14 protein-coding genes are annotated in these 12507 nt (G+C 59.6%); 6 read left to right on the top strand and 8 right to left on the bottom strand.

All coding sequences use genetic code 11. The features are described from left to right. Positions 1 to 83 precede the first annotated feature (83 nt). Complete coding sequence (locus GH659_RS14795; protein ID WP_170285868.1) at positions 84 to 395, bottom strand: hypothetical protein; 312 nt, start codon at positions 393 to 395, stop codon at positions 84 to 86. Between the two features lie 275 nt (positions 396 to 670). Then, positions 671 to 1099, bottom strand: coding sequence for a flagellar assembly protein FliW (gene fliW, locus GH659_RS10015; protein WP_153111265.1), 429 nt, complete (start codon positions 1097 to 1099; stop codon positions 671 to 673). 180 nt (positions 1100 to 1279) lie between these two features. Between fliW and GH659_RS10020 the strand changes: the two genes are divergently transcribed. Then, positions 1280 to 3592, top strand: coding sequence for a Tex family protein (locus GH659_RS10020; RefSeq protein ID WP_153111266.1), 2313 nt, complete (start codon positions 1280 to 1282; stop codon positions 3590 to 3592). Positions 3593 to 3611: 19 nt separating this feature from the next. Then, the gene (locus GH659_RS10025; protein WP_153111267.1) at positions 3612 to 4337 is read left to right on the top strand and encodes a DUF6933 domain-containing protein; all 726 of its coding nucleotides are present in this window, start codon (positions 3612 to 3614) and stop codon (positions 4335 to 4337) included. 62 nt (positions 4338 to 4399) lie between these two features. On the opposite strand, the gene GH659_RS10030 is transcribed toward GH659_RS10025, so the two are convergent. From GH659_RS10030 to GH659_RS10040, 3 genes are read right to left on the bottom strand one after another with little or no spacing between them, the layout of a single operon-like run. Further along, the gene (locus GH659_RS10030) at positions 4400 to 4963 is read right to left on the bottom strand and encodes a YceI family protein (protein ID WP_153111268.1); all 564 of its coding nucleotides are present in this window, start codon (positions 4961 to 4963) and stop codon (positions 4400 to 4402) included. Between the two features lie 44 nt (positions 4964 to 5007). Continuing rightward, positions 5008 to 5589, bottom strand: coding sequence for a YceI family protein (locus tag GH659_RS10035; RefSeq protein ID WP_153111269.1), 582 nt, complete (start codon positions 5587 to 5589; stop codon positions 5008 to 5010). 34 nt (positions 5590 to 5623) lie between these two features. After that, complete coding sequence (locus GH659_RS10040; protein WP_281349732.1) at positions 5624 to 6193, bottom strand: cytochrome b; 570 nt, start codon at positions 6191 to 6193, stop codon at positions 5624 to 5626. A 158-nt stretch (positions 6194 to 6351) separates the two neighbouring features. On the opposite strand from GH659_RS10040, the gene GH659_RS10045 reads away from it, so the two are divergent. Continuing rightward, a complete protein-coding gene (locus GH659_RS10045) occupies positions 6352 to 7254 on the top strand; it encodes a LysR family transcriptional regulator (protein ID WP_153111271.1) in 903 nt (300 codons plus the stop codon). A gap of 15 nt (positions 7255 to 7269) precedes the next feature. After that, entirely contained in the window at positions 7270 to 7932 is a 663-nt protein-coding gene (locus GH659_RS10050) for a hypothetical protein (protein ID WP_153111272.1), read from the top strand. 294 nt (positions 7933 to 8226) lie between these two features. Here the strand turns inward: GH659_RS10050 and GH659_RS10055 are convergent, their stop codons facing one another. From GH659_RS10055 to GH659_RS10065, 3 genes are all read right to left on the bottom strand, one after another. Further along, positions 8227 to 8538, bottom strand: coding sequence for an ElaB/YgaM/YqjD family protein (locus GH659_RS10055; protein ID WP_153111273.1), 312 nt, complete (start codon positions 8536 to 8538; stop codon positions 8227 to 8229). 222 nt (positions 8539 to 8760) lie between these two features. Further along, positions 8761 to 8949 carry a hypothetical protein gene (locus tag GH659_RS10060; RefSeq protein ID WP_153111274.1) on the bottom strand — a complete coding sequence of 63 codons (189 nt, stop codon included), beginning with the start codon at positions 8947 to 8949 and terminating at the stop codon, positions 8761 to 8763. A 64-nt stretch (positions 8950 to 9013) separates the two neighbouring features. Next, positions 9014 to 9289, bottom strand: coding sequence for a metal/formaldehyde-sensitive transcriptional repressor (locus GH659_RS10065; RefSeq protein WP_153111275.1), 276 nt, complete (start codon positions 9287 to 9289; stop codon positions 9014 to 9016). 92 nt (positions 9290 to 9381) lie between these two features. Here GH659_RS10065 and dmeF point away from each other — a divergent pair, with 92 nt between their 5' ends. Both dmeF and GH659_RS10075 read left to right on the top strand, forming a co-directional pair. After that, entirely contained in the window at positions 9382 to 10335 is a 954-nt protein-coding gene (dmeF, locus tag GH659_RS10070) for a CDF family Co(II)/Ni(II) efflux transporter DmeF (protein WP_153111276.1), read from the top strand. A 107-nt stretch (positions 10336 to 10442) separates the two neighbouring features. Further along, a complete protein-coding gene (locus GH659_RS10075) occupies positions 10443 to 12365 on the top strand; it encodes a PrkA family serine protein kinase (protein WP_153111277.1) in 1923 nt (640 codons plus the stop codon). Positions 12366 to 12507 lie beyond the last annotated feature (142 nt).

Genomic DNA, 12507 nt, shown 5'->3' on the forward strand with positions numbered 1-12507 from the left:
CTCCAACCGGCGAAATAGCCGCTTGGCGTGATGATTACGCCCCGACTTTACAGGGATATGTCACGGCCTCTCTGGCGACCGCTTCATCGATGGCAGCGCAACAGTTCCAGCAGAAGCAGCGTCGAGAAGGTACGTTCACCTTCCCGCTGACGGGACTTCTCTTTTGTCTCCGCCGCCGTTGTGCTCTCTTTCGCCTCGCCGGCTCTGTCCCTGCCTGCCCCCTCCGGGGCAACCGCTTCATCTTCCGGCGCGGTGCGAGCGCTGTCGCTTGGCGCGCTACTTGAGGATGCAGACCGCTCCGGTTCGGCCGCGAGCACCACCGGCGGCCCGGCATTGCAGGCGAGACAAAGAAGAAGCACTGTCGCGCACCGGCAAAATAGTGAAGGCGGGGTCATTTCTTTTCTCCCTCAAAGATTCTTGGCAAGGTCGCCAGAACGATCGGAGACGAGCAACCGCAGCGGAATCCTTGTCATCCGAAGACCGGACCGACTCCGAAAACCGGAGCGAAACCGGCATTCGCCTTGTACGGCTCATTCCACATTCCGCTTTCACTATAGACACAAAACGCGAAATTCGAATTTGCCGGCCGGCGCCGGAACATACGCGCAAAAAAACCCGCTTCGGCCTGGCACCGTAGCGGGTTTGCAGCGGATTTATTTTCCCCGCGCGTTCAGCTTGCGTGATACACCACGGACGGGCGGATATTCTGCAGAATTTTCTGCATACCCTTGCGTTTCTTGAGGTTCAGGATCACCGGTGAACGGGTATTGGCCGCAATTTTTCCGCCATTCGCTGCATCACGGTAAATGAATACGACGACCGCCACATCCTCCGGGTTGTCCAGCTCAATCAACGCGCAATCGGCATCGGACAACTCGATCTCATAGGCCAGATCCATCGAATCGGGAGTGACGATGGGGAACATCACGGTCGGGTCATCGACGCTTTGCAGCCAGAAAACCGTCGATTTTCCCTCCTCGTGGAACAGCTTGAAACGCTTGCAATGCTCGAAAGCCGCCACGCCCTCCGGAAACGTGAATAAGGTTTCCGGATCAACGGTGACGTTTTTCAGGCCAAAACGCTCGATATCGACTTTCATTGACACTCCCTTCCTTGCGGCACTGCCGGGTTATAGAACGGCCCATTTAACCCGAAGCGAATAGTCCGCGCAACCGACAAGGTGGCGCATCGGCGCCAGCCCTCGGATAAATGCTGCGCGCTTGAGTTTTCTTATCCGATTGCGCATAGTTCGCCCTTTTTTCGCTTCCCACAAACGCCGATGTCCGCCGCCGAAACCCGCATCATCCTGAAAATCGCCGAAGAAATCGGCTGCAAGAAGGAACAAGTCCTCGCCGCCGTCACGCTGCTCGACGAAGGCGCCACCGTGCCGTTCATCGCCCGCTACCGCAAGGAAGTCACCGGCGGCATCGACGACACGCAGCTGCGCACGCTCGACGAGCGCCTCACTTATCTGCGCGAACTCGAAGAGCGCCGCGCCGCGATCCTCGCGTCAATCGACGAACAGGGGAAGCTCTCTCCGGAACTCGCCACGCAAATCAGCGGTGCCGAGACCAAGCAGAGCCTCGAAGACCTTTACCTGCCGTACAAGCCAAAGCGCCGCACCAAGGCGCAGATCGCCCGCGAAGCCGGCATCGCGCCGCTCGCCGAGGCGCTGCTCGCCGATCCGACGTTGAAGCCGGAGGACGAAGCAGCGAAGTTCATCAATACGGATGCAGGCTTCGCCGACACCAAGGCCGTGCTCGACGGCGCCCGGCAAATCCTGATGGAACAGTTTTCGGAGGACGCCGCCCTGCTCGGCAAGCTGCGCGAGTATCTGGAGGAGCACGGCGTCGTCAAATCGACCGTCGTCGAAGGCAAGGAGACCGAAGGGGCGAAATTCCGCGACTATTTCGACTATTCCGAGCCGGTCACCGCGATTCCGTCGCACCGCGCGCTGGCTCTCTTCCGCGGCCGCAACGAAGGCGCGTTGCAGGTTGCGCTGGTGCTCGATTCCGAACTCGACGAGGCGAACAAACCGGTCGGACACAATCCCTGCGAAGGCCGCATCGCCAAGCATTTCGGCATTACCGACCAGGGCCGCGCCGGCGACAAATGGCTCGCCGACACGGTGCGCTGGACCTGGCGCATCAAGGTCTTCATGCACCTCGAACTCGACCTGATGAACGCCCTGCGCGAGCGCGCCGAGGAAGAGGCGATCCGCGTTTTCGGCACCAACCTGCACGACCTGCTGCTGGCCGCCCCAGCGGGCCAGCGCGCCACCATGGGCATCGACCCCGGCATCCGCACCGGCTGCAAGATCGCCGTCGTCGACGCCACCGGCAAGCTGCTCGACACCGCCACCGTTTACCCGCACGAACCGCGCCGCGACTGGGACGGCGCGCTGCACACGCTGGCGCTACTGGCGAAGAAGCACAACGTCGACCTGATCAGCATCGGCAACGGCACCGCCTCACGCGAGACCGACAAGCTCGCTGCCGACCTGATCCGCATGGTGCCAGAACTGCGCATGACGAAGATCGTCGTCTCCGAAGCCGGCGCCTCGGTCTATTCCGCCTCGGAATACGCGGCCCGCGAATTCCCCGAGCTGGACGTGAGCCTGCGCGGCGCCGTCTCGATCGCCCGCCGCCTGCAAGACCCGCTCGCCGAACTCGTCAAGATCGATCCCAAGTCGATCGGCGTCGGCCAGTACCAGCACGACGTCAGCCAGACCAAGCTGGCGCGCGCGCTCGACGCCGTCGTCGAGGATTGCGTTAACGCCGTCGGCGTCGATGTGAATACTGCCTCGGCGCCGCTGCTCACTCGCGTTTCCGGACTCAACAGCACGCTGGCCGCGAACATTGTCAGTTACCGCGACAAAAACGGCGCCTTCCCGAACCGCAAGGCGCTGCTCAAGGTGCCGCGTCTCGGCGAAAAAACCTTCGAACAGGCCGCCGGCTTCCTGCGCATCAACGGCAGCGACAACCCGCTCGACGCCTCCTCGGTGCACCCGGAAGCCTACCCGCTCGTCGAGCGCATCCTGGCCGACATCAAGAAGGGCATCAAGGACGTGATCGGCGATTCACGCCTCGTCAAGTCGCTGCAGCCGACGAAATACACCGACGAGAAGTTCGGTCTGCCAACCGTACAGGACATCCTCAAGGAACTCGAAAAACCCGGCCGCGACCCGCGCCCCGAGTTCAAGACCGCCGTATTCAAGGATGGCGTCGAGGAAGTGAAGGATCTGCAACCAGGCATGATCCTCGAAGGCGTCGTCACCAACGTCGCCAACTTCGGCGCCTTCGTCGACATCGGTGTGCATCAGGACGGCCTCGTGCACATCTCGGCGCTCGCCAACAAGTTCGTCAAGGACCCGCGCGAAGTCGTCAAGGCCGGCGACGTGGTCCGGGTCAAGGTTGTCGAAGTCGACCTGCCGCGCCAGCGCATCGCGCTGACCATGCGCCTGACCGACGACGCGGCTCCGGCGCAGAAGAAAGGCAACGTGCCGATGACGAACAAGGCCAGGCAGCAACAGACCCGGCAACCGGAACCGGCCGGGGCGATGGCCGCCGCATTCGCCAAGCTCAAACGCTAACCGGGACGCCCGTCACGACATGCTCATCTTCAACTGCAGCAAGGCGTTTGCCGAGTTCATCGAACCGAAGGCGCCCACCGGGCAAGTGCGACTGGTGGGCGAACCGCCTTCTCCGCGCCCTTCGGAAGATGGGCCGCACCTCATCGACGCCGACGGCGAACCGCCGCGCCATGTGCAGCAATGGTTGGCCCATCTCATCGAGGTGCGCGGCAAGCCGTGCGTGCTGGCAATGGATATCGATACCCGCTATGCGATGGTATTCACCAACGTTGGCAAGGGAAATACCGCGAGTTTCTTGAATACCTTTGCCGAGCGGCTGGTCAATCAGATGGTGTTCGCTGCGCAGAGCGTCGGCATGATGGCTGACTTCGAAACGATGTGGGCGCAATTTCTGGAGTACCACGCACGCTTCCAGTTCTTTCTGCGTTACGATCGCAGCACGATGACGCATCTTCTCGATGCTGCCCGCGCGTTCGAAGACCACGTCGAGAGCACCGGACAATGGCCGGAAACGCATGAAGAGTGTGCCGTTGTCGATGCGTCGATCAACCAGCTGCTGCGTGGCGTCAAAGGCCGGCGGGACCATTTCGTCCCCGCGACCGAAATGCTGTGTCAATGGATGGCGACGTTCGGCGGTCTGACGCCGGACGGCGCCGCCGCGATTCGCGAACGCTTGCGGGCCGGCAACCACGAAGCCGCCGCAACAGCCATGCCGCTGCCGACGACAGGAGCGCTCAACTCCTGAGCGCCAAGGCGGCCAGGCGCTGTTCGCAGAAGGCCGGCCGCTCGCCCCCTCCGGCCGATTCCTTACTCCTTGATCGCTTCGATCGCGATGGTGATGGTCACGTCGTCGCCGACGTACGGCGCGTACTTCCCGGCGTTGAACTCGCTGCGTTTGACGGTGGTCGTGGCATTGGCGCCGAGCACGTCCTTCTTCATCATCGGATGCGGCATGAGCTGATAGCCGGTCACTTTCAACGTCACCGGCTTGGTGACGCCCTTGATGGTGAGATTGCCCTCGACGGCAACCGGTTTATCCCCGTCGAACATCACGCGGATCGACTTGAAGGTTGCCGTCGGATACTTGGCGGTATCGAAGAAATCCTCGCCCTGAATGTGCTCGTTCAGGATCGAGCCCGTCTCGACCGATTTCATGTCGATGACGACCTCGACCGACCCGGTTTTCGCGGCTTTGTCGAGCACGACCTTGCCCGTCGTCTTGTTGAAGCGGCTGGTCTGCACGCTGTAGCCGAAGTGGCTGTAAGAAAAACTCGGGAACGTATGCATGCTGTCGACGGCAAAGGTTTCCGGCGCCGCCAGTACAGGCAATGACAGGGCGGCGAACAGCGAAAGAATGGCGAGGCGTTTCATGGGGCGACTCCTTGTGATCATGTTGCGGATTAAAGCAAGGCGGCTCACTTCGCCGTCGTATGCGCCAACAGGCGGAACTTGATCTGCACCTCGTTGGCCACCGTGCCGAAATCGGCCCACGGCCCTTCGCCGATGGCGAAGTCGGCGCGCTTGAGGACGAGCGCGCCGTCGAACTGGCCGGCGCTGCCTTGCGGGGTAAAGGTGAAGGGGGCGGTAACCTCCTGCGTGCGTCCTTTGAGCGTCATCTTGCCGGTCACGGCGTATTTGTTACCACCCAGCGGCTTGAAGCTACTGGAAACGAATTTCGCCTGCGGAAAAGCCGCCGTGTTGAACCAGACCTTGCCCGCCACCTCCGCATTGGCTTCCGGCGAGCCGGCGTCGATGCCCATCAAGTCGATATCGAGCACGACCTTCGCGCTCTCCGGCTTGGCCGGGTCGAAACTGAGCTGGCCGGCGAACTTCTTGAACCGCCCTTCGACAGGCACGTTCATCTGCTTGTAGACAAAGGTGAGGTTGCTTTTGTCGTGCTGAATGGCTTTCAACTCCGCGGCATGGGCGATGTTACTCACGCCGGCACTTCCGGCGAGAAACAAAAAACTGGCAACGAATACGGAAAATCTGGTCATTTTTGACTCCATGAAAAATCGGCGTAGCGACGTATCACCCTTGGCGGCAACCATGACGCGGCGCCATGCGCGTCAGCACGTCGTCCTTGTCGATCAGATGATGCTTGAGCGCGGCCAGGACATGTCCCGCCACGACGGCGATCAGCAGCAAGTTCAACACCTCATGCACTTCACCGAGGGTGTGCGCCAGCTCAAGATCCTTGCTCAACAGGTCGGGGATCGGCAGCACGCCGAAGAACACCGTCTGGAATCCCTTGGCGGAACTCATCAGCCAGCCCGACAGCGGAATCGCCAGCATGAGCAGATAAAGCAGGCCGTGGCCGGCGTGGGCGGCAAGGCGCATCAACGGGGTCATCGTGGCGGGAAGTTCGGGCGGACGGTGCGTAGCACGCCAGCCAAGGCGCACGAGAAGCAGCGCAAAAGCAATGATGCCGGCCCACTTGTGCCAGGAATACAGCTTGAGTTTCCACGGTGAAACAGGCAGGTTCTGCATGTAAAAGCCGACACCGACCAGCGTGATCAGCAGCACTGCCATCAGCCAATGCAGGGTGATGGCAGTTCCCGTATAGCGTTCGTTCATCGGTTTCTCCAGTGCATGGGACAGGATTCGCTTTCGCTTGGCGCTGCTGGCAATCAGATTGTCGTATCTCTACCTTTGTTCCGCGCCAGTTCCAGTTGCCGGCGACGTATCGGCAATGTAGCCGAACAAATCGCCTGAAAATAGATGACAATCTGCAATTATTGGTTGCATATGGAGCAACAATGGACCGAATCGATGCCATGCACTTGTTCGTGCGGGTTGCCAACGCCGGTAGCTTTTCCGCCGTCGCGCAGCAGATGAATGTTGCCCGCTCGGTAGTAACGCGGCAGATCGCCGCCCTCGAATCGCACCTGCGCGTCAAGCTGCTGGCGCGCAGCACGCGCCACCTTTCCCTGACCTCGGCCGGCGCCGCCTATCTGGAAAAGTGCCGGGAAATCCTTGCCCTCGTCGAATCCGCGGAAACCGACCTCGGTGGCGAGCACCAAACGCCACGCGGCACAATCCGCCTGAGCGTCCCGCTCAGCTTCGGCCTGCGCCATCTGAGTCCGCTTCTGCTCGAATTTGCGAAAACATACCCGGAGGTTACGCTCGATGTCGATTACACCGACCGGCGCAGCAAGCTGTTCGAGGAAGGCATCGACCTGGCCGTGCGCATCACCGACCGGCTCGACACCAGCGACATCGCCCGCAGGATCAGTACAAGCCGGCTGGCCGTGGTCGCGTCGGAAGATTATCTGGCCCGGCATGGCGAACCGCGCCATCCCTCGGAACTCGTCAACCACCACTGCCTCGGCTACACCGCCGCGCCAACACCCAGCCAGTGGCCGTTCATCGTCGATGGCCGCGCACACGCCTTTCCGATACGCAGCCGCCTGCAGACCAACAATGGCGACGTTCTGCTGCAAGCCGCCATCGCCGGCTTCGGGCTCACCCGCGCGCCGATGTTCATTGCCGCCGAAGCGCTACGCAGCGGTCAGGTGAGACAGGTACTGAACGATTTCCCGATCGCTGAACTGGGCATTTACGCCGTGCTTCCCAGCAACCGGCTCGTGCCGCACCGGATCCGCATATTGATGGATTTTCTGGCGCATCATCTGGGTCCAATTCCGGAATGGGAAAAATGACAAGAAGGTAGACGGATGAGATACGCCACATTGCTGCTCCTGAGCTTGCTCACCCAGCCCCTTCCCGCCCATGCACAAGCGTGCGGCGATCTGCCACCGCCTTCGGTCACCCTGCGCCGGATCGAAGAGCCGGTGACGCTGAATACCTCTTACGACTACAAGTCGATCACCGTCCTCGCCCGCAAAGAACTGCAAAGCAACCAACGTGTGCTCGGCCTGACGCGCGCCAAATCGCAAATCAGATTCGATGTCCGGGCCCATATACGGCGCGACCGGGACGGGCGTTGGGAATGCGTCAGCCCGCAAATCACCGTCAGCTACGGATTCAGCCCGATGACCGTCTACGTCGCGAACGAATTTCCGCCCGGCAGCTGTGCCTACCGTGAAATTCACGCACACGAGTTGCAACACGTCGAGGTTTACCTGAAGCATCTCGACAAGATCACCCCGACGCTGAAAGAAACGCTGAACAAGCGCTTTGCCACCGATGGCCCGTGGGTTGGCGCAACAGGCGAGATACAGGCGAGACTGAATGCGGAAATCGAGGAACACTGGCTCCCCTTCATCCGGCGCGAGATCGAGCGCGCCAACGCCGAACAGCAGGAAATCGACAGTCCTGCCGAATACGACCGGATCATGCGAAGCTGCAACGGAGTCATCCGGCGAGTAATCCGTTAGTCCTCGCTCCAGCCGCAAAATCGGTCAAACCACATCGCAGCTATCGCGATGGGAAAGACAGGTGAAAAGCAGCAGCCTGACGCACCAAAAAAAAATCCCACGCCGAGTGGCGCGGGATAAAAATTCCATCGGTGATGATGGATCAGGGAGGGTCAAACATTGTCAGCGGGGGACGCTGAAGCAACGAGGTGAATCTTACGACTCGCCCCACAATCGCGTCTGTTGCCCAAACTTGGCCTTTTCGTAACAGTTTGTACATCACCGAGAAGACGAACCGTTACGGTAGTTGCGCGATCAACGACGCCCGATGGCGATGCCAAGCAGCAAACCGATGCAAGCCGCAATCCCGGCGGCCTGCCAAGGCTTTTCGCGAACGCAACGATCGCATGTACACGCTACCCCCTTCGTATGATCGACAAGGGCAGCTTGAGCCTCTGCCAAGCGCACTCTGGCATCACGAAGACTCTCGCCAAGCCGCTCACGCACTTCGGCAATTTCGTCACCCGCGCTGTCCTTCGTCTTCTGAAGAATTTCTTCTGCGTCAGTCACGACGGTTTTCATGTCAGCGAGAAGTTTTTGGGTGTTTACATCGGAAAATTCAGACATCGCACACCTCGATTCGTGAAATCTGTAACGTGGCCCGCGCCCATAAACGAAAGGCAAACAGAGAGGCCCAAAGTTTTGCTGCCCGGCAGCCGCGGTCTTTGAGCCTCTGAGGAAGGCGATGCCGGGATCTAGTCAGCATCCCGCCTCCGCTTTCAATATAGACGAGTGGTACGAAAAAAACACCGCCTTGAAATACCACGGTTCAAATCGCAGAACTGGGCATCACGAGCCGCAGGCCAGCACGGAATCCTTCTGATAGAAGTCGCTCGTCGCCACGACCACCTTCGGCTCACGGCGACTGGCCACTGTTCTGGCATAGCTTTCCGCCGCCTTTCGCGTTGTGAAGTAGCCATGCGTGGCAAATACCAGCGTTCCGTCTTCGTCCTGGCAAATCACGAAATAACGTTCCATTCCTTCTTCCTCCCAAGCAATACCGGCTCCATCGTGAGCCAAATTGAAAAACTCACCCTTTCCATCACTTCAGGTAGCTGCGCAAAACACGTACGACTTGCTCCAGATCCTCCTTGCGCTGCTCCGGCGGAATAATATCGGTGCCGAGATGATCGCGCAGATGGCCTTCAAGCACTTCGAGCATCAGGCCATTCACTGCACCGCGAATAGCCGCGATCTGCTGCAGGATGTCCGAGCACTCCATGCCGATGTCCAGATTCTTTTCCAGCGCTTCGGCCTGTCCCTTGATGCGACGCACGCGCGTTAGCAGCTGCTTCTTGTCCTTAACTGTGTGAGGCATATCCCCTCCTCCTGATTTATTGCGAACCTTTATCATTGCGATAATATATACTGGGGTATAGTATAAAACAGAGTCTCGACAGGAGTAACGCAATGCAAGCCATTACATCCGGCGGAAAGCTCTGCCACCACCACGTATTCGACGAAGGCAACCCGCTGGCGGAAAAAAACACGCGCTGGGCCATCGTGCTCACCGCCATCACCATGGTCGCCGAAATCGCCGGCGGCTGGTATTTCAATTCGATGGCGCTGTTGGCCGACGGCTGGCACATGAGTTCGCATGCCCTGGCGCTTGGGTTATCGGCGCTGGCCTACGGCGCGGCGCGGCGCTTTGCGCATGACGCACGCTTTGCGTTCGGCACCTGGAAAATCGAAATTCTGGGCGGCTACACCAGTGCGATCTTTCTCGTGGCAATCGCCGGCCTGATGTTGTTCCAGTCGGTCGAACGACTGATCTCTCCCTCCGACATTCATTACGACGAGGCCATTGCCATTGCCGTCATCGGCCTGCTCGTCAATCTGGCCTGCGCCTGGTTGTTGCGCGATACGCACCAGCATCACCACCACGCCGAAGATCACACGAATCACCACGACCACGCGCATCACCACGACCTGAATCTCCGTTCGGCCTACATTCACGTCATCACCGACGCCGCGACGTCGGCGCTGGCCATCATCGCCCTCTTCGGCGGCAAGTTTTGGGGAGCCGCCTGGCTCGACCCGGCCATGGGGATCATCGGCGCCATCCTTGTCGCCGTGTGGGCCTACGGCCTCTTGCGCGACACCGGCCGCGTGCTGCTCGATGCCGAGATGGATGCGCCGGTCGTCGCGGAAGTGCGCGAAGTCATCGGCGAACTCCCCGAATCGGCCGAACTCACCGATCTGCACATCTGGCGCGTGGGACGCGGCAAATATGCCTGCATTCTCTCGCTTACCGCCTCGGAAGAAATCGACGCCGAAGCGATACGCCAGCGCTTGAGCATCCACGAGGAACTCGCGCACGTCACCGTTGAAATCAACCGGCATAAAGAAACCGGCGCCACCTGATCGCCAATCGTCTATAAAGGAATTAGCCGTTCCAAAAACCTTTTCGGAGGAGACGGCTCTAAAAAACAAGACCAGAACGTTCCAGCATTTTGTTGAGGAGGGAGACCATGTCGATCTTCGCCCGCTACCAAAGCCGCTACGAAGCGGCGCAGGAAGAAGAGATGTCGGTTCAGGAGTATCTGGAGCTATGCAAGCGCGATCGTTCCGCTTATGCCAGCGTCGCCGAGCGCATGCTGCAGGCCATCGGCGAACCGGAAATGGTGGATACGCGCACCGATCCGCGTCTGTCGCGCATCTTCGCCAACAAGATGCTCCGCCGTTACCCGGCCTTCCGTGACCTCTATGGCATGGAAGAAGTGATCGAGCACATCGTCTCCTACTTCCGCCACGCGGCGCAGGGTCTGGAAGAACAGAAGCAGATTCTCTACCTGCTCGGCCCGGTCGGCGGCGGTAAATCGACGCTCGCCGAGAAGCTCAAGCACCTGATCGAGAAAGTGCCGTTTTACGCGATCAAGGATTCGCCGGTGCATGAATCGCCGCTCGGCCTGTTCGACCCGAACGAAGACGCCCAACTGCTCGAAGACGACTATGGCATCCCGCGCCGTTATCTGAACACGATCATGAGTCCGTGGGCAGTCAAGCGGCTGAACGAGTTTGGCGGCGACATCACCAAGTTCCGCGTTGTCAAAATACGCCCCTCGGTGCTCTCGCAAATCGCCGTTTCGAAGACCGAACCGGGCGACGAAAACAACCAGGACATTTCCTCGCTGGTCGGTAAAATCGACATCCGCAAGCTCGAAACCTACTCGCAGAACGACCCTGACGCCTACTCCTATTCCGGCGGCCTCTGTCTCGCCAATCGCGGCGTGCTCGAATTCGTCGAGATGTTCAAGGCGCCGATCAAGGTGCTGCACCCGCTGCTGACGGCCACGCAGGAGCAGAACTACAAAGGCACCGAAGGCTTCGGCGCGATCCCGTTCGACGGGCTGATCCTGGCGCACTCGAACGAGGCCGAATGGCTGGCGTTCAAGAACAACCGCAACAACGAAGCCTTCCTCGACCGTATCTACATCGTCAAGGTACCCTACTCGCTGCGCGTTTCCGACGAAATCCGCATCTACGAGAAGCTGCTGATCAATTCCTCGCTCAGCCAGGCACCGTGCGCCCCGGACACGCTGCGCATGATGGCGCAGTTCTCGGTGCTGTCGCGCCTGAAGGAGCCGGAAAATTCGAGCATCTTCTCGAAGATGCGCATCTACGACGGCGAAAACCTCAAGGACACCGATCCAAAGGCCAAGAGCTATCAGGAATACCGCGACTATGCCGGCGTCGATGAGGGCATGACCGGCCTGTCCACGCGCTTCGCCTTCAAGATCCTGTCGCAGGTGTTCAACTTCGACCACCGCGAGGTGGCGGCCAACCCGGTGCATTTGATGTACGTCCTCGAACAGCAGATCGAGCAGGAGCAGTTCGCGCCCGAAATCGAAGAAAAATACCTGCGTTACATCAAGGAATTCCTGTCGCCGCGCTACGCCGAATTCATCGGCAAGGAAATCCAGACCGCCTACCTCGAGAGCTACTCGGAATACGGCCAGAACATCTTCGACCGCTACGTGCTTTACGCCGATTTCTGGATTCAGGATCAGGAGTTCCGCGATCCGAACACCGGCGAAATGCTCGACCGCAGCGCACTCAACGACGAACTGGAGAAGATCGAGAAAACCGCGGGCATCTCCAACCCGAAAGACTTCCGCAACGAGGTGGTCAACTTCGTGCTGCGCGCCCGCGCCAAGAACGAGGGCAAGAATCCGGCCTGGACCTCGTACGAGAAGCTGCGCATGGTGATCGAGAAGAAAATGTTCTCGAATACCGAAGAACTGCTGCCGGTCATATCCTTCAACACCAAGTCGAGCAGCGATGAGCAGAAGAAACACAAGGACTTCGTCGATCGCATGATCGCCAAGGGCTACACCGAGAAGCAGGTGCGGCTGTTGTGCGAATGGTATCTGCGGGTAAGGAAATCTTCGTAAGCAAGAAAACCGCTTTTAACGCCGAGTACGCAGAGGTACAGGGATCGCAGAGAAAACCACCCAACACGACTTTTTGCTTTTCTCTGCGACCTCTAAATCTCTGCGCGCTCTGCGTTGAAGGAGGTTAATCCAATAGGGAGAT

The organism is Propionivibrio limicola (assembly GCF_009469695.1).
GTDB lineage: Bacteria > Pseudomonadota > Gammaproteobacteria > Burkholderiales > Rhodocyclaceae > Propionivibrio > Propionivibrio limicola.